The organism is Thiomonas arsenitoxydans (assembly GCF_000253115.1).
Lineage (GTDB): Bacteria > Pseudomonadota > Gammaproteobacteria > Burkholderiales > Burkholderiaceae_C > Thiomonas > Thiomonas arsenitoxydans.
Genome location: NC_014145.1, coordinates 1390248 through 1406198, shown reverse-complemented (window position 1 = coordinate 1406198; position 15951 = coordinate 1390248). Strand labels below are relative to the sequence as shown.

Below are 15951 nucleotides of genomic sequence, written 5' to 3'. Positions count from 1 at the left end.
TCCTGAAAATTTGTTCAACGCTGGATCAACACCGTCGTAGGCCTACGGGTCACGGCGATGACGCCGGCGGCCACCAGCGCCATGCCCACCCAGGTCGTCGGGCCGAGCGTTTCGTGGAACAAGGCCCAGCCCATCAAGGCGGTGACGGGCGGCACCCAGTAGATCAGACTAGTCACCTGCACCGCCGCGCCGCGCTGAATGAGCAGATAGAGCAAGGCCCCTGCCCCGACCGTCAGCGCCAGCACCGACCAAGCCAGGGCCCCGATGAGCTGCCCGTTCCACACCACGGGCTCCGTCTCCAGCAGCGCAAACGGCGCAGTGATGATCATGGCCGCCAGAAGTTGAATGCTCAATGCGCCCCAGACCGAGGTCGGACGAACAAAGCGCTTTTGCCACAGCGTTCCGGCGGTGATGCTGCACAGTGCGAGCAGTGACAGCAGCAGGTTGTGGGCGCTCAGTTGTCCACCGTCGAACTTATGCAGGACCACCAGCGCCAAGCCGCCAAAGCCCAGCAGCAGGCCCAGCCATTGGCGAGCATGAATGCGCTGGCCTGCGGCCGAGACCAGCACCGCCGTGAGCAAGGGCTGCAGGCCCACGATCAACGCCACCGTTCCGGCCGGAATGCCCTGCTTGACTGCCGCCCACACCCCGCCCAGATAGCCCGCCTGCAACAAGGCGCCCACCACGGCGAGATGCAGCCATTGTTTGCCGCCGCGCGGCCATGACGTGCGCAGCCATGCGGCCAGCGGCAACAGCACCAAAAGCGAAAAGGCATAGCGCAGGCTGAGAAATTTCAGCGGCGGGGCGTAGGGCATGCCATAGCGGGCGACGATGAAGCCGGTGCTCCAGATCAGCACGAACACCCAGGGCATGACACGACGCAGCACGGCAGGTGTGCCAACCTGTGCGGCACTCACGTCAATTTCATCCCCGCCAGAGCAATGCGGAAGTAATACTGCATGGACCAGAGGGTGAGCACTGCCGCCGCCCAGATCAGCCACTGGCCGATCAGCACCGTGTCCACCACACCGAACAGGGTTCCGCCGAATAGCAAAAAGGGGATGGCCACCATCTGCACGGCCGTCTTGACCTTGCCGACATAGCTCACCGCCACCCGACGCGACTGACCAATTTGCGCCATCCATTCGCGCAGCGCGGAGATGGCGATTTCACGGCCGATGATGATGAGCGTCACCAGGGCATCGACGCGCCCGAGCTGCAGCAGGATGAGCAGGGCCGCAGAGACCATCAGCTTGTCGGCCACCGGGTCGAGAAAGGCGCCGAATGCGGAGGTCTGGTTCCATTTACGCGCCAGATAGCCGTCGAGCCAGTCGGTGATGGCGCTGAGAATGAACAAAATGGTCGCGGTGAGGTTGCGCTCGGGCAGGGTCATCCAGTCGGTGGGCAGGAAATACACCCCGACGACCAGCGGAATGGCCGCCACGCGCGCCCAGGTGAGCAGCGTCGGCAGATTGAGCGCACGCAAAGACATGGAAGTAGAGAATGCGAAGTTCGGAAAATGGCTGCGTCGATGAGCGGCATGATAGGGTGAATGCCCTGGCTCATCCTTGCCGCGACAGGAAACTGACTTCATGAACTCCAACTGGTTCGCCGCCCATGTCGATCTTCTGCTCTACATCTACGGCGGTATTGCCATCGCGCTGGTCATCTGGACGTTGTGGCGGGTACGGCGTCGCAAGCGCACCGCCAAGCCCCCATCAGACTAAATGGATGGGCGACACCGGCGCCTCCACCCAGGCGATCAACCCCCCGCCGTCACGCTGCTGCAGTCCAACCTCCCAGCCGTGCTGCTGCGCCAATTGCCTTGCGATGGCCAGACCCAGGCCGGAGCCGTGCCCCGGCGTGCGGGCAGAATCGAGCCGGGTGAAGGGCGCAAATACCGCGTCGAGCTGATCGGCGGGAACGCCGGGGCCGCGGTCAAGCACGGCAATACGGACCCGGCCGGGTGAACTGCCCGGCCCCGCCTGCAAGGTGATGGGGCCTGCGGCGTAGTGCACCGCGTTGGTCAGAAAATTGTCCACCACGCGCTGCAAGGCCGCGTCATCCACCCACGCGTGCAGATCGTCCGGGCATTGCACGCCGAGGGTTGCACCGCGTGATGTCGCCCATTCATCGTGCATCTGCAATCGTTCTTGCAACCAGGGCTTCAAGACGAGGTCTTCTGCGGCTTGCGCTCGCAGGCCGCGAGCGAGGGCAAGCACCTCGCCGATCAGCCGGTCCATCGCCAGAACATCGCGCTCGATCTGGTCGAGCCGTTCGGGAGTGGGCGCCATGCGTTGCAGTTCCAGCGCCAGACGGATGCGCGCCAGGGGCGAGCGCAGATCGTGCGATACGCCGACAAGCAGCGTCGTGCGCGCCTGCAGCAAGGCGTCGATACGTTCGGCCATTTGATTGAAATGCGCCGCAAGGTTGGCGATTTCACGCGGCCCCGACTGCGACAAACGCTGCGGGGTATCGCCGCGCGCCAGCCCGGCTGCGGCCTGCTCCATGGACACCAGCGGCCGCGAAATGCGCCGCGCCCACCACAAGGCCAGCAGAAACGACAGCGGCAAGGTCAGGGCGAGACCGATCAACAGGGCTCGGATGGGTTGCGTCTGGATGCGGCCGGTATCGAACCCCACGCCGATGTCGCGCCCGCCTGCGGGAATGCTGGTCCAGAGCCAGATGTGTCCCTGCGCGTCGGTCTGCTGACGGAAATACACCGCATGCCCGGTGCGTTGCTGCAGAGACTGTTCAACAAAGCCGATGTAAAGCCCGTGCGTCATGCCGTTGTCGGCAGGCGGCTGCATATCGGGCAACAGGCTGAGACGATAGCGGTTGTGCAGCTCTTGCTGAAACGCCGGGCGGGTTTGCGGAGGCAGTTCTGCCCAAGTTTGCGCGGACAGCACCATGAGACCCGCGAGATCGTCTGCCGAGCGCTGCGCCATGGGCATGAGCACGAACAGCAGCGCGACCCCGGCAAATGCCAGCTCCAGGAGCAACACCAGTACCAGCATCGCCCGCAACGTCTGCTGCCGCAGCGTGCGCTTGTGCGGTCCGGTTTCGCTCAGTCCTGCAGTGGGCTGCATGAAGCGAGGTCAGGCGCCTACGCCTGACGGATTGAACAGGTAACCCTGCCCCCGGATGGTGCGAACGTAAACGGGATGGGCCGGATCATCTTCGATCTTGCGACGCAGGCGAGCGACGCGCACGTCGATGCTGCGATCGAAGGCATCGCGCTCATAGCCTTTGAGCCAGTCGATGAGTTGATCGCGGCTGAGCACGCGGTTGGGATGCGCGACCATGGCCTGCAACAAGGTGAACTCGGCCACGCTCAATCCCACATCCTGCCCGTCACGCAGCAAGCGAAACGCCGCGGCATCGAGCAAGAAGGGGCCGAACCTCACCGCCTGTTCTGCCGGTTTGGACGCGGGCGGCAAATCCCCCGCAGAGGTCGGCTGCGCCCGGCGCAACAAGGCGCGCAGACGGGCCAGCAGCTCGCGGGGGCTGAAAGGTTTGGGCAGATAGTCATCGGCACCGACCTCCAGTCCGATCACCCGGTCAATCTCTTCGCCGCGTGCCGAAAGCATGAGGATGGGCAGATCACTGCTGCGCCGCAGTTCACGCGCCAGCGCCAGCCCGTCCTCGCCGGGCAGCATCAAGTCGAGGATGACGGCGTGCGGCATTTGCTGCGCCAGACAGGCGCGCATGGCGTCGCCATGAGCAGCCAGATCGACCGCAAAGCCATTGCCCGTGAGGTAATCACGCAGCATGGCGCGCAATTCCGGGTCGTCATCGACCACCAGAATGCGCTGACTGGGAGCAGGTGAATTCATGGCCCGAAGTCTAGGACTTCCAAGGGGCTGGCGGCGTTTGCCGACATGGAGTGAAACAAAGTGATACGCAAGGGAATACAACGCCTCGTGCAAGACATCCAGGCGCAACCTCGCCATCGAAACATGTCCCCCATCGACCACAACCACTGCCTTGTCCGTACCGCCATGCACGCTTTCGCTCATTCTTGCCTCCGCCTGACCGTCGGTCTCGGTCTGAGCCTCGCGGGCTTGGCGACGGCTCAGGCGCAGCAGAAGCCTCTGAGCGCGGGAGCCTTGTTCGATGCCACACGACAAGTCGCCGCTGATCAGGCGCGGCAGGCCGAAGCCGGTGCGGCGGCCCAGGCGGGCAAATCGCTGCACAGCCCGGTTGCCGGAGCAGCTACGGGTTTGTCGGCCCTGCAAGCACCGCATGGGAACGAGGCCCCTTTCGGCACGGGCTATGAGCGCCGCATGGAGCGTGCGGCAGCCATGGCCGGGCTGGCCGTCGGCTCTCCCGCAAGACCTGCGGCGGCTGGCGCTGCTGCGGGTGGCGGCGCCGGAGCCGGTGGCGGGGCTCATGCGGGCGGACAAGGCAGTGGGCGTGGTCGACGCTGATTCACGTTTTTCAACTTCAAGGAGTTCATCATGAAACAACGCACTTCTCTTCGTCTTCTGGCCGCTGCCGTGGCCATGGGGGCTGCAGGTTCCGTTTTTGCCGCCGGTATGGGGGGTGGCGGTATGGGTGGCGGTATGAGCGGTGGCATGGGTGCCGGAGCCGCAGCGGGCGCCGGAACCGGCCAGATGCAGCAACACCAGTACCAGCATCGCAACATGAATCAGAACAGTGGCACCGCACAGGGCGCTGGTCAGGGCCAGAAGCTGCAGCAGCGCGACCGGCAGCGCATCCAGGATCCGTCGCTGAAACCGGCCCCTGCGGCCCCTGTCACCACGACGAACTAACCCTCGGAGAACCCAAACATGCAACGCCGAACTTTTCTCAACACCACCCTCGGCGCTGCGGTGCTGGCTCTCACCGGCTGCGGCGGTGGCGATTCCACCGTCGCCGCAACACCAGCGAGCACCGACGCGACCTCCGCCACGGCCACCGCCGCGCTCAGCACGCAGCTCGACGCCCTCCCCCCGTCGGATCTTTCGGCCACCGAAGCCAGCGCACTGGTGTTCATGCGCGAAGAAGAAAAACTCGCGCGGGACGTCTATCAACTGCTCTACACGCAGTGGGGACAGAAGGTGTTCAGCAATATTGCGGCCAGCGAGCAGCAGCACATGGACGCCGTGGCGCTACTGCTGACGCGCTACAACCTGCCCGATCCTGCGGCCGCAACGGCAACCGGCGTGTTCCAGGATCCGCACGTGCAGGAGTTGTTCAACGCCCTGATGGCGCAAGGCCAGACTTCACTGATCGCCGCGCTCACCGTGGGGGCGACGATCGAAGACCTGGATATTCAGGACCTGCAGACGCGCATCGCCGCCACCGACAACGCCGACATCGCCCTGGTGTTCAACGAATTGATGAAGGGCTCGCGCAACCACATGCGCGCCTTCATCTCGCAACTGACCAAGCAAGGCGTGACCTACACGCCGCAGTACATCACACAGGCCGAGTTTGACGCCATCATCAACAGCCCGACAGAAACCGGCGCGATTTGATTCCTTCCATCACAGACTTCGAACCGATGAAAACCCCCACCTACTTTTCCAAAGCCATTCTCGCCCTGGGCGGCGCGCTGATGGTCACCGCGGCCTTTGCTGGCAATGGCCGCAGCGGCGGCGATAGCACCCGCACCCTCGACAACACTGAAGCCGCCAGCATCGTGTTCATGCGTGAAGAAGAAAAACTCGCCCGCGATGTCTATCAACTGCTCTACACCCAGTGGGGATGGCCCATTTTCAACAACATCGCGGCCAGCGAGCAGCAGCACATGGACGCCGTGGGCACTCTGATCACCCGCTATAAATTGCCCGACCCCGCCTCGCATACCGGCACGGGGGTGTTCGTCGATCCCGAACTGCAGACCCTGTTCAACGCGCTGATGAGCCATGGGCAGACCTCGCTGAATGCGGCGCTGCAGGTTGGCGCCGCCATCGAGGATCTGGACATCAAAGACCTCAACGAGCGTATCGCGCAGACCGACAACCCAGACGTCAAGCTGGTTTACATGAATCTACTGAAGGGATCGCGCAATCATCTGCGCTCCTTCGTCTCGCAGTTGACCGCGGCAGGCGTCAGCTACACACCGCAGTACATCACGCAGGCCGAGTTTGACGCCATCATCAACAGCCCGAAAGAGACCGGCCGGGTCTGACCCGAGTCGCCCTCCCCGACAAAGCACACCGGGTGTCATCAGCATCGACCTGGGTGTGCTTTTCTGCGATGTGCGATGTTAGTATTCACTTACTTACTTTAATTCTGCGCTCAAATTGAATACTCGTCCCCCGCATCTGCCTGCCGAAGAACGCCGCGAGGCCACGGTCGAATCCGTCATCGAACTGGCCGCGCAACGTAATCCGAGCGACATCACGACCAGCGCCATCGCCCAGCACATGGGGCTGACGCAGGGCGCGCTGTTCCGTCACTTCCCCACCAAAGACGCCATCTGGGAAGCGGTGATGCAATGGGTCGCCACGCGGCTGATGGCCCGGGTCGATCGCGCCATCGCCAGCCACGACAGCGCGCTCGATGCGCTGGAGGCGGTATTCCTCACGCATGCCGCCTTCGTGGCCGAGCACCCGGGCGTGCCGCGCATGTTGTTCGGTGAACTCCAGCGCGCCGAGGACACGGCGGCAAAACGCGCGGCCCGCACGCTGCTGGCCGCCTACGGCAAGCGCGTACGCCAACTCATCGTCAAAGGACAACAGCGCGGCGAATTGAGCCAGGACATCGAGCCCGACGCGGCCGCCGCCATGTTCGTCGGGGCCATACAAGGTCTGGTGATGCAGACCCTGCTGTCTGGCGAACCAGAACACATCCGCAGCGCGGCGCCCGGTGCGTTTGCGCTGTATCGCCGCTGTATCGGGAGCACAAAATGAATTTCTCCGCCCTCAATCGCCGCACCCTGCTGTTGCTGACGGTGCTGATTCCTCTCGTCTTGCTGCTGGGCTATGTAGCGCTGCGCACCGGCCCGCTGGCAGCGGTGCCTGTTACCGTGACCACGGTTGAAAGCCATGCGATCAACCCGGCGCTGTTCGGCATCGGCACGGTGCAGGCGCGCTACACCACCCTGGTTGGTCCGACCGTGGCCGGACGGGTCAAAAGTCTTGATGTCCATGTCGGCGACCGGGTGCGTGCCGGCCAGGTGCTCGGCGAAATGGACCCGGTGGATCTAGACGAGCGCATCCGCTCGCAACGGGCGGCCTTGCTGAGCACCCAGGCGCAGTTGCGCCAGGCGCAGACCCAGCGCGATTTCGCCCGGACGCAGGCGACACGCTATGCCCAGTTGCTTGCCGCACACGGCACCACCGAGGAATTGCTCGCCACCCGCCAGCAGGAACTGCAGTCGGCCGAAGCCGCGCTGCAGGCGGCGCAGGATGCGGTCGAGCGCGCCCGCGCCGACCTCGCCGCGCTGCAGGCCCAGCGCAGCAACCTCAAGCTGGTTTCGCCCACTGCCGGCTTGGTCACCGCGCGCGACGCCGACCCCGGATCGACGGTCGTCGCCGGCGCCCCGGTGGTCGAACTGATCGCGCCCGATAGCCTGTGGATCGACACCCGCTTCGACCAGCTCACGGCCACCGGCCTGGCCGCCGATCTGCCGGCGCGCATCGTGCTGCGTTCTCGCTCGAACCAGACTCTGGCCGGGCGGGTGCTGCGGGTCGATCCCGTGGCTGACGCGGTGACTGAGGAGACCCTGGCCAAGATTGCGTTCACCCCCTTGCCGCAGCCGCTGCCGCCGATCGGTGAGCTGGCCGATATCACTGTCGCCCTGCCCGCATTACCGGCGCGTCCGACCGTGCCCAACGCCAGTCTGCAGCGCGTGGACGACCAGCTCGGCGTGTGGCGCGTCGAAGGCGACAAGCTGCAATTCGCCCGCGTCAAGGTGCTGGGCCGCGATCTCGACGGGCACGTCCAGGTCGAGGGCCTGAAGACCGGCGAGCGCGTGGTGGTCTACAGCCAGCGCACACTCAGCGCGCGCAGCCACATCAGCATCGTCGACCGCATTCCCGGAGTCTCGCCATGATCAGCCTGGCCGGACGCGACATTCTGCATGCCTGGGGCAAGTTCGTGTTCACCGGCATCGGCCTGGGGCTGCTGATCGGCGTCACCCTGGTCATGGCCGGGGTGTACCGCGGCATGATCGACGATGCCATGGTGCTGCTCGACAACAGCGGCGCCGATCTGTGGGTGGTGCAGAAAGACACGCAGGGGCCTTACGCCGAATCGTCCAGTCTGTATGACGACACCTGGCGCGGCATCGCCGCCATGCCCGGCGTGGCCAGCGCCAACAACATCACCTACCTCACCATGCAGGTGCGCGCTGCGAATCACGGCGAGCCGCGCGATGTGCGCGCCATGGTGGTGGGCATCGCCCCCGACGGCCCCGGCAGCGCGGGCTGGCCGCCGTATCTGGTGGCCGGACGGCAGATCACCCGCAGCCATTACGAGGCGGTGGCCGACATCGCCAGCGGCTTCAAACTGGGCGACACCCTGCAGATCCGCCGCAATCGCTACACCGTGGTCGGGCTGACGCGGCGCATGGTCTCTTCCAACGGCGACCCGATGGTGTTCATTCCGCTCAAGGATGCGCAGCAGGCGCAGTTCCTGAAGGACAACGAGGCCATCCTGCAGCAGCGCCGCCGTACCGCCGAGAACCCGGCGTTCAACCGCCCCGGTGTGCCCGGGCTGCTTGACGCCATCATCGCCTCGCAAAGCACCAATAACTATGTCAATGCCGTGCTGGTGCGCATCAAGCCCGGCTATACCGCCGACGAAGTGGCCGCGCCCATCCGGCGCTGGAAACGCCTGACCGTGTTCACCCGCGCGCAGATGCAAGACATTCTGGTCAACAAGCTCATCGCCACGGCGGCCAAGCAGATCGGCATGTTCATGGTCATCCTGGCCATCGTCAGCGCCGCCATCGTCGCCTTCATCATCTATACGCTCACCATGGACAAGATCCGCGAAATCGCGGTGCTCAAGCTCATCGGCACGCGCAACCGCACCATCGCCGCCATGATCATGCAGCAGGCGCTGGCGCTGGGCCTGATCGGCTTCGCCGTGGGCAAGATCACCGCCACCTTCGCCGCGCCGCTGTTTCCCAAGTTCGTGCTGCTCATGCCGGGCGACTCCATCGCCGGGTTCTTCGCGGTGATGGTGATTTGCGCGCTGGCCAGCCTGGTGGCCATCCGCATGGCGCTCAAGGTCGACCCGGCCGAAGCGATCGGAGGTTGACCATGACAGGCAGAGGCATCCGCATCGAAGGCCTGAAAAAGCGCTACGGCAGCGGCGACACCGCGGTGGACGCGCTCAAGGGCGTGGACATGGAGGTCGCGCCGGGTGAAGTGGTCGGGCTGGTCGGCCCCTCGGGCTCGGGCAAGAGCACCCTGCTGAAGTGTCTGGGCGCGGTGATCGAGCCGACCGCCGGGCGCATGACTCTGGGCAACGAGGTGATCTACGACGACGGCTGGAAGATTCGCGACCTGCGCGCCCTGCGCCGCGACAAGATCGGCTTCGTGTTCCAGGCGCCGTATCTCATTCCCTTCCTCGACGTCACCGACAACGTCGCGCTGCTGCCCATGCTCGCTGGCGAACCCAACGGCAAAGCGCGCCAGCGTGCGCTGGAACTGCTCACCGCGCTCGACGTGCAGCACCGCGCCAAGGCCATGCCCTCGCAGCTCTCCGGCGGCGAGCAGCAGCGCGTGGCCATCGCCCGCGGCCTGGTCAACCGTCCGCCGGTGATCCTCGCCGATGAGCCCACTGCGCCGCTCGACAGCGTGCGCGCGCTGGCGGTGATCCGCATCCTGGGCGACATGGCCAAGCGCTACCAGACCGCCATCATCGTCGTCACCCACGACGAAAAGATCATCCCCACCTTCAAGCGCATCTATCACATCCGCGACGGCGTGACCCACGAGGAAGCCGGCGAAGGACGGGGCTTCGACTGAACCGCATAGGAAGGAGTTCTCCCATGTTGAAAAACCTACCCGCAGATGTGCGCCCCTACCGCCGCACGCCCGAGTTCACCGAATCCACGATACCCAAGGGCCTGCTCAAGGAACACACCACCAAACCCGGCGTCTGGGGCGTGATCCACGTCACCCAGGGCTTGCTGGAATACCGCATTCTCGCAACCGTGCCCGAACGACATCTGCTCACGCCCGACAAACCCGGCATCGTCGAGCCGACCGTACCGCATGAAGTGGCCCCCATCGGCCCGGTGCGCTTTTATGTCGAGTTTCATGCCCATCCCGATGTGACCCAACCCTCTGCCGAAAGCCCTGCATGATGCGTACCGCGCCTTTGATGCCTTTGATTCCCCACGCTCCGCGGCCCTGGCCGCTCATCGTCTGTGCCTTGCTGGCAGGCTGCGCCGCTGGGCCGGATTTCAAAACGCCGCCCGCTCCACAGGCCATGTCGTACACCAGCGGTAAGCCGCCCGCCCGCACGGCTTCGACGCCCGGCGAGCTGGGTGGCGCGCAGCAGTTCATCGCGGGTCAACCCGTGGCCGCAATGTGGTGGAAGGCATTTGCTTCACCCAAGCTCGACGCCCTGGTCGTGCAGTCTCTGCAGCACAGCCCGACCATCGCCGCAGCGCAGTCCACGCTGCGACAGGCGCGCGAAACCTATGCCGCGCAAAGCGGCTCCACCCTTTATCCACAGGTCAGCGCCACGCTCGGGGCGCAGACCTTGCAGAACAACAGCGCGGCCATGGGACTACCCGGCGGGGAGCGGCGCTACGACTTGTACAACGCGGGGGTTGGCGTGAGCTACGCCTTTGATCTTTCCGGCGGCAACCGTCGCGCGCTCGAAGCACTGGCGGCACAGACCGAATGGCGGCGTTACCAGCTCGATTCTGCGCAACTCAGTCTGGCTGGAGCCGTGGTCGCCACGGCCGTGAAGCAGGCACTGCTGGCCGCTCAGATCGACGCACTGCAGAAAATGCTGGCAACGCAGCAGGAGCAGCTTGAAATCACCCGCGCGCGCGAACGTCTCGGCGTGGCCACGGCCTCGGACATCGCCACGCTGCAAACCCAGATGGAACAAACTCGCGCCAGCATCGCCCCGCTGCGCAACAGCGCTGACCAGGCGGTCCATTTGCTGGCCGTGCTCAGCGGGCAAGAACCCGGCACGGCGAAGAATCCGCGTTTCACCTTGGACGACTTCAACCTGCCCGCCGATTTACCGCTGAGTCTGCCGTCTGAGCTGGTGCGTCAGCGGCCCGACATCCTCGCGGCCGAAGCCTTGCTGCACGCCGCCAGCGCGCAGATCGGCGTGACGGTGTCCAAACAATACCCGCAGCTCACTCTGAGTGCGAACCTGGGCAGCCAGGCGCTGACCGCGGCCAGTCTGTTCGGCAGTGGTTCATTGATCTGGGGAGTGGCCGGGCAGTTGGCCCAGCCTTTGTTCAAACCCGGGCTGAAGGCCGAGGCACGCGCTGCAGAGGCCGGCTTTGATGCTGCAGCCGCCAACTACCGCGAAACTGTACTGCAAGGCTTGCGGCAGGTGGCTGATGTGCTGCGCTCGCTGGAACACGACGCCCAAGCCTTGCAGGCACAGAGCGCGGCCGAAGCCTGGGCGCAAACTTCGCTGCAACTGGTGGAGCAGCAATACGCGCTAGGCACAGCCAGCGCGCTGCAACTGCTCACCGCGCAACAACAGCTACAACAGACCCGCATCGGCCTAATCGCCGCGCAGGCTGCGCGCCTGAACGACACCGCCCTGCTCTATCAGGCGCTGGGCGGCGGGCTGCAGCCACAGACACAGGTGCAGGTGCGGGTGCGGGTGCGGGTGCGGGTGCGGGTGCGGGTGCGGGTGCGGGTGCGGGTGCAGACGCCAACCCATGCGCCTGCGCCTGCCGCATCGTCTGCTGGGCTTACTTCTTCCCCGGTTTGATGTCGGCGAAGTACATCGCCACTTCGTCGATATCGTTGTTGCTCAGTGGCTTGGCCATCGGCCCCATGACATCATTGGGACGCTTGCCGTCGCGGAATTCCCTGAGGGTCTGAACCAGATAGTCTTTGTTCTGGCCCGCCAGGTTGGGATAGGTCGGCAGGATGGCATGACCATCAACGCCGTGACAGGCAAAGCACACGCCGAATTTGGCGCTGATCGCGGCCGACGGTGCGGCCTGGGCCATGCCGACGGTGAACAAGACGCCCGCGACGGTCAGGGAGAGAGATTTCAAAAGAGTCATGATGGAGAGTTCCAAATTCAGGGGCGCACATCAAAGGATGTTGCGCACATAGGCCCACACGCCGATGGCGAAGAATGAGGCCATCCAGGTCCAGTTGATCCAGACCGCCACATCGCCCAGACGGGATACGGTGCGATCTGCGGTGTAAAGCCCTTTGACCTTGCCGGCTTTCCACAGCATGGTGGTGTAGAACGCCACGAGAGAGCCGCCCACCGCGACAAAAGTGGCGAAGAACCAGACCACTGCGCCCCACTCGTAGTGCGGTTTCGAGGCGAGGTCGTAGTGGAATGGAGCCAGATAAGCCACGCGTAGCGCCTCGCGGTCCACCGAGACAACCAGGGCCATCAAGGCGTAAAACGCCATGGCTGAATACGCCTGCAGGGCGGATCCCCCCACGGGCACTTGCCGCGCGTAAAGCACCACGCCGACGATCAGCAGCAGGGTGAGCCAGAACAGCGGCTGGGTGAACACCTGCATGTAGGCAGGTAGCCCCCAGGCCCAGAGCAGGCCGGTGATGAGTTGCAGCGCCACACCCCAGTAAGCGGTCTTCACGCCAATACGGTGCGCCAGGTCCAGATAGTCACTGGGAAAGTCGTCTCGGGCGCGGAAATAGCGTGCGTAGCCCAGCAGAAACACCCCGGTCATGGTCAGCGACATGACGATGAAGAACGCGAAGCGCGGCAACTCGAAGGCGTGAATGCCCATGCCGTTCATCACCGGCACGCCTTGCGGGGCGTACCACTGCATCCACTTCTGCGGAAACAGCCCCTGATACGACAGCACATGCATGATGAAGCCGTCGAAAATCAGCAGGGAGAGCGCGCCGGTGGCCCACCACACGGTGGTGTCCGGGGCTTGGGCGGCATGCGACACGTCGTGGTTCTTGAAATAGAACACGAACCACATGGTGTAGCCAATCCCCAGGGTGAAGATGAAAAAGATCACCCAGAATGCCGACAGCACATTGCTGGTGTACCAGGACGGGTCATAAATCGTCTGGGTGAACAGCAGCGGCGCCACACCCAGCACGATGGCCATCGACACGGCGATCTTGGCCACCCCGGTCATCGCCACCGACAGCCGCGCCCAGGCGGGCTGCTGGCGGCGCATGAAAGCGATGATGGCCAGCAGTCCCGAGCCTAGAGACAGATTGACGAAGGCGATGTGAAACGACCAGGTCAGCACATTGAGATACTGGAAAATCCACGCAGGCGCTGGCAGACCAGCCGGGTCCTGCAAGGCGTGCAGCATGGCGGAAACGGAAGCGTTATCCATGATGTCAGTCCTTTGCTTGGGTAGGTTGCTGATCAGCGGCTTGCGCCACCGCGGTGCGCAGCGGCGCCGCAATGGGCGCACGAGCGATCAGACGACCCTCGGCGTCCACCGTGCCGGCATTGACGGCAGCCAGGAAGGTGGCGAGGGCCTTTTGCTCGTCACCGGGCAGATCGATCTTGGGCATGTAAGGCACCGTGCCATGAGCGAGCGGCCCGGCTAGGAAGCCCTGGATCATCGCCACGTCCGTCGTGCCGTGCAGCAGCTTGGGCAACGGGCGCAGCGGACCGTCCTTGTTGATCGAATGGCAGTTGGCGCAGGACATCACCGCCAGCAATCGCCCGGCCTCCATTTGGTTCTGCGGTGTGATCACCCGCAGATCGGCCGGCACGAAGGCTGCCGCCTTGAGCAGACCCTCTTTGGCGATGATGGGCACTTCGTCCTTGATGCCCAGGCCCGGCACGTCGCGCCCGATGGTCTGGTTGGAGTACATATATTGCCCCACCACCCAGGGTTTGCGCAGGGTTTCGCGGGTGCGTTCTTCCGGCCAGATTCCCGCGACCAGCAGGATGACCACCATGGCTGCAGCCAAGGGCACGCGCACCGCTTGCGGCTTGAGATAGATCCAGAGCAGATAGGCGCCAATCAGCAGCGACGTGACCATCAGCGGCACGAAGGTGGTGACGCGGACATCGACATAACCAAACCAATGCGGCATCCGGTCCTTGAGGATGACCAGCGCATTGGGTGGCAGCGTGGCGACGTACCACATGAATGACAGCGCCCCGCCGATCAGACCGGTGAGACCGAGTCTGGCTACGGTCTGCCCCACGTCTCGCCGCAGCGGATCCCCTTTGGGGATGGCGGCGACGATGATGCTACCCACCACTGCGGCCGAGGTGAGCATCAGGAAGCCCCGATCGGCAAGCTGCGCGGCAAAGTTCAAGTTGTAGAACGCATCGAACACCGAGCCGGTGAGATACCAGCGGTCGCTGCCCGGCCACATCATGAACGACAGGATGCCGATGATCAGCACCAGCGTGGCCACAGAACTCACCACGAATGTCCAGGTGATTTTCAGGTGCGTTTTCGGATCGATCTTGCCGATGGTGTAGACCAGCGCGTAAACCCCGATCACCTCCACGGTGAAAAACACCCACTCGGTGGCCCAGGCCCAGACGAAATTGTGGATCAGCGCGGAAATGCCGCGCGGGCTGGCAACCGTGGTGGAATACCAGATGCCAGGACCGGTGACCGAGCCCCAGATGTACGAAAACACCAGCAGAAACATGCCGTACTTCTTGATGTACTGCATGATTTCCGGCTTGTTCTCACGCACCGACCGGCTCTCCAGCAGGGCAAACAACACAGCGGCGCCAACCGAGGTGTTGGACGCCAGCACATGAATCGTGCCGATGATGCCCATCACCCAGGCCGTGCCAATTTGGGGCACGTACCACGTCGGGTAAATGCCAAGCAACTCAGACATACAAACTCCTTCAAGCAATGTGTCGACGGTGGATCACGGTCTTGACGCCGCTGGCCGTCAGGTTTCTATCCGTACATCAGTATTCGCTGATATAGATCAGGGAACAAGATGACAAAACGCCGCTGGGAAAACCCTGAATGCCCGGCCGAAATGACCCCGATTGGCGCCGCCGCTAATCCACACGCGACGGTTCACCACACTGGAGTTCAGGCTTCAGCAACGCACCCTCCTGATGCAGGCAGGGCGAAGCCTAGACGGGTTGCGTGCCGTAGCGGCGGCAGCACAAAACGGGCGCTTGATCTATATCAATTCGGAATTCGGGGTGGGGGGAATTTCAACCGCAACGGATACCCCCAAGGCGCTTTTACCGTATCGATGAACAAACCTGCGGCCCTTTGCCGCACAACTCCGGTTTTTGTGTGAGATCAACAGACAATCTGATACATCTGATTACATTCATATTTACGTGCTGCCTTTTGCATCAACAGAGCCATAGGAGATTGCCATGCTGACTTCCACCCAACAACGCTTCAAGCGCAGCGCAGCCGCGTTCTTTCTCTGTTCCTTACTCGGCTTCGTCGCCCCGATGCAGTCCGCCCGAGCCGAACGCCCCGCCTATGACCTGGGCGAGCCGGTCATCGCGCTGGTTCCCATCATCAAACAGCACGAAAAAGCGCTCAAGCTCGATGCCGCCCAGCAAGAGCAGTTTGCCCAATGGCTCAAGACGGCACCCGCCAAACGCCAGGCCGCTGAAGACAAGCTGGCCAACACCCGCCTGCAACTGCGCGCTGCGCTGTTGGATGGCATGGGCGACACCCCCGAGCGTCAAGCCCTGATCGAAGAGATCGGCAAGCAGGAAGCCGCGCTGGTGGCCATGCGCGCGGGCTGCGTGGACAGGATGCGCACTCTGCTGAACCCCGAGCAGTTCACGGAAGTCGTCGCGTTATACAAGGCCTCGCTGCACAAAACGCACGCGACCCAGTCAGCAGCCCGATAAGTCACGATGCGC

General features: G+C 63.9%; 19 protein-coding genes. 12 read left to right on the top strand and 7 right to left on the bottom strand.

Translation table 11 applies throughout. The features are described 5' to 3' along the window. Positions 1 to 14: 14 nt before the first annotated feature. On the bottom strand, positions 15 to 917 hold the full coding sequence (locus THI_RS06490; protein WP_013105443.1) for a DMT family transporter: 903 nt from the start codon (positions 915 to 917) through the stop codon (positions 15 to 17). Next, positions 914 to 1492 (bottom strand): CDP-diacylglycerol--glycerol-3-phosphate 3-phosphatidyltransferase, encoded by a 579-nt coding sequence (gene pgsA, locus THI_RS06485; RefSeq protein WP_013105442.1) that lies wholly within the window; start codon positions 1490 to 1492, stop codon positions 914 to 916. Before pgsA ends, THI_RS06490 begins: the two co-directional genes overlap by 4 nt. A 100-nt stretch (positions 1493 to 1592) precedes the next feature. On the opposite strand from pgsA, the gene THI_RS19490 reads away from it, so the two are divergent. Then, the gene (locus THI_RS19490; RefSeq protein ID WP_013122811.1) at positions 1593 to 1727 is read left to right on the top strand and encodes a hypothetical protein; all 135 of its coding nucleotides are present in this window, start codon (positions 1593 to 1595) and stop codon (positions 1725 to 1727) included. Here THI_RS19490 and THI_RS06480 read toward each other — a convergent pair. Both THI_RS06480 and THI_RS06475 read right to left on the bottom strand, forming a co-directional pair. Beyond that, positions 1719 to 3089, bottom strand: a complete 1371-nt coding sequence (locus THI_RS06480) for a sensor histidine kinase (protein WP_013105440.1) — start codon at positions 3087 to 3089, stop codon at positions 1719 to 1721. The genes THI_RS19490 and THI_RS06480 overlap by 9 nt on opposite strands. A gap of 9 nt (positions 3090 to 3098) precedes the next feature. Continuing rightward, positions 3099 to 3836, bottom strand: a complete 738-nt coding sequence (locus tag THI_RS06475) for a response regulator (RefSeq protein ID WP_013105439.1) — start codon at positions 3834 to 3836, stop codon at positions 3099 to 3101. A gap of 123 nt (positions 3837 to 3959) precedes the next feature. On the opposite strand from THI_RS06475, the gene THI_RS06470 reads away from it, so the two are divergent. The 10 genes from THI_RS06470 (at position 3960) to THI_RS06425 (ending at position 11880) form a co-directional block, all read left to right on the top strand. Then, positions 3960 to 4430 (top strand): hypothetical protein, encoded by a 471-nt coding sequence (locus tag THI_RS06470; RefSeq protein WP_013105438.1) that lies wholly within the window; start codon positions 3960 to 3962, stop codon positions 4428 to 4430. A gap of 30 nt (positions 4431 to 4460) precedes the next feature. Continuing rightward, positions 4461 to 4775: a hypothetical protein gene (locus THI_RS06465; protein WP_013105437.1), complete on the top strand. Its 315-nt coding sequence runs from the start codon at positions 4461 to 4463 to the stop codon at positions 4773 to 4775. Positions 4776 to 4793: 18 nt separating this feature from the next. Beyond that, the gene (locus THI_RS06460; RefSeq protein ID WP_013105436.1) at positions 4794 to 5483 is read left to right on the top strand and encodes a DUF2202 domain-containing protein; all 690 of its coding nucleotides are present in this window, start codon (positions 4794 to 4796) and stop codon (positions 5481 to 5483) included. Positions 5484 to 5509: 26 nt separating this feature from the next. After that, entirely contained in the window at positions 5510 to 6139 is a 630-nt protein-coding gene (locus THI_RS06455) for a DUF2202 domain-containing protein (protein ID WP_013105435.1), read from the top strand. Between the two features lie 115 nt (positions 6140 to 6254). Beyond that, a complete protein-coding gene (locus THI_RS06450) occupies positions 6255 to 6863 on the top strand; it encodes a TetR/AcrR family transcriptional regulator (RefSeq protein ID WP_013105434.1) in 609 nt (202 codons plus the stop codon). Then, a complete protein-coding gene (locus THI_RS06445) occupies positions 6860 to 8008 on the top strand; it encodes an efflux RND transporter periplasmic adaptor subunit (RefSeq protein ID WP_013105433.1) in 1149 nt (382 codons plus the stop codon). Before THI_RS06450 ends, THI_RS06445 begins: the two co-directional genes overlap by 4 nt. Beyond that, positions 8005 to 9219, top strand: coding sequence for an ABC transporter permease (locus THI_RS06440; protein ID WP_013105432.1), 1215 nt, complete (start codon positions 8005 to 8007; stop codon positions 9217 to 9219). Before THI_RS06445 ends, THI_RS06440 begins: the two co-directional genes overlap by 4 nt. 2 nt (positions 9220 to 9221) lie before the next feature. Further along, the gene (locus THI_RS06435) at positions 9222 to 9932 is read left to right on the top strand and encodes an ABC transporter ATP-binding protein (protein ID WP_013105431.1); all 711 of its coding nucleotides are present in this window, start codon (positions 9222 to 9224) and stop codon (positions 9930 to 9932) included. Between the two features lie 23 nt (positions 9933 to 9955). Further along, positions 9956 to 10273 carry a TehB family protein gene (locus THI_RS06430; RefSeq protein ID WP_013105430.1) on the top strand — a complete coding sequence of 106 codons (318 nt, stop codon included), beginning with the start codon at positions 9956 to 9958 and terminating at the stop codon, positions 10271 to 10273. A gap of 17 nt (positions 10274 to 10290) precedes the next feature. Then, positions 10291 to 11880, top strand: a complete 1590-nt coding sequence (locus THI_RS06425) for an efflux transporter outer membrane subunit (protein ID WP_050986031.1) — start codon at positions 10291 to 10293, stop codon at positions 11878 to 11880. Here the strand turns inward: THI_RS06425 and THI_RS06420 are convergent. From THI_RS06420 to THI_RS06410, 3 genes are read right to left on the bottom strand one after another with little or no spacing between them, the layout of a single operon-like run. Then, the gene (locus THI_RS06420; protein ID WP_013105428.1) at positions 11861 to 12181 is read right to left on the bottom strand and encodes a c-type cytochrome; all 321 of its coding nucleotides are present in this window, start codon (positions 12179 to 12181) and stop codon (positions 11861 to 11863) included. The genes THI_RS06425 and THI_RS06420 overlap by 20 nt on opposite strands. Positions 12182 to 12211: 30 nt before the next feature. Further along, positions 12212 to 13456 carry a hypothetical protein gene (locus THI_RS06415; RefSeq protein WP_013105427.1) on the bottom strand — a complete coding sequence of 415 codons (1245 nt, stop codon included), beginning with the start codon at positions 13454 to 13456 and terminating at the stop codon, positions 12212 to 12214. Between the two features lie 4 nt (positions 13457 to 13460). Then, positions 13461 to 14942, bottom strand: coding sequence for a cytochrome ubiquinol oxidase subunit I (locus THI_RS06410; RefSeq protein WP_013105426.1), 1482 nt, complete (start codon positions 14940 to 14942; stop codon positions 13461 to 13463). Between the two features lie 505 nt (positions 14943 to 15447). On the opposite strand from THI_RS06410, the gene THI_RS06405 reads away from it, so the two are divergent. Beyond that, complete coding sequence (locus THI_RS06405) at positions 15448 to 15939, top strand: hypothetical protein (protein ID WP_013105424.1); 492 nt, start codon at positions 15448 to 15450, stop codon at positions 15937 to 15939. Positions 15940 to 15951 lie beyond the last annotated feature (12 nt).

Bases quoted from the DNA above. Each gene is read 5' to 3' on its own strand.
- pgsA (WP_013105442.1), bottom strand. From the start codon at position 1,492: ATGTCTTTGCGTGCGCTCAATCTGCCGACGCTGCTCACCTGGGCGCGC.
- THI_RS19490 (WP_013122811.1), top strand. From the start codon at position 1,593: ATGAACTCCAACTGGTTCGCCGCCCATGTCGATCTTCTGCTCTACATC.
- THI_RS06480 (WP_013105440.1), bottom strand. From the start codon at position 3,089: ATGCAGCCCACTGCAGGACTGAGCGAAACCGGACCGCACAAGCGCACG.
- THI_RS06475 (WP_013105439.1), bottom strand. From the start codon at position 3,836: ATGAATTCACCTGCTCCCAGTCAGCGCATTCTGGTGGTCGATGACGAC.
- THI_RS06470 (WP_013105438.1), top strand. From the start codon at position 3,960: ATGTCCCCCATCGACCACAACCACTGCCTTGTCCGTACCGCCATGCAC.
- THI_RS06465 (WP_013105437.1), top strand. From the start codon at position 4,461: ATGAAACAACGCACTTCTCTTCGTCTTCTGGCCGCTGCCGTGGCCATG.
- THI_RS06460 (WP_013105436.1), top strand. From the start codon at position 4,794: ATGCAACGCCGAACTTTTCTCAACACCACCCTCGGCGCTGCGGTGCTG.
- THI_RS06455 (WP_013105435.1), top strand. From the start codon at position 5,510: ATGAAAACCCCCACCTACTTTTCCAAAGCCATTCTCGCCCTGGGCGGC.
- THI_RS06445 (WP_013105433.1), top strand. From the start codon at position 6,860: ATGAATTTCTCCGCCCTCAATCGCCGCACCCTGCTGTTGCTGACGGTG.
- THI_RS06440 (WP_013105432.1), top strand. From the start codon at position 8,005: ATGATCAGCCTGGCCGGACGCGACATTCTGCATGCCTGGGGCAAGTTC.
- THI_RS06435 (WP_013105431.1), top strand. From the start codon at position 9,222: ATGACAGGCAGAGGCATCCGCATCGAAGGCCTGAAAAAGCGCTACGGC.
- THI_RS06430 (WP_013105430.1), top strand. From the start codon at position 9,956: ATGTTGAAAAACCTACCCGCAGATGTGCGCCCCTACCGCCGCACGCCC.
- THI_RS06425 (WP_050986031.1), top strand. From the start codon at position 10,291: ATGCCTTTGATTCCCCACGCTCCGCGGCCCTGGCCGCTCATCGTCTGT.
- THI_RS06420 (WP_013105428.1), bottom strand. From the start codon at position 12,181: ATGACTCTTTTGAAATCTCTCTCCCTGACCGTCGCGGGCGTCTTGTTC.
- THI_RS06415 (WP_013105427.1), bottom strand. From the start codon at position 13,456: ATGGATAACGCTTCCGTTTCCGCCATGCTGCACGCCTTGCAGGACCCG.
- THI_RS06410 (WP_013105426.1), bottom strand. From the start codon at position 14,942: ATGTCTGAGTTGCTTGGCATTTACCCGACGTGGTACGTGCCCCAAATT.
- THI_RS06405 (WP_013105424.1), top strand. From the start codon at position 15,448: ATGCTGACTTCCACCCAACAACGCTTCAAGCGCAGCGCAGCCGCGTTC.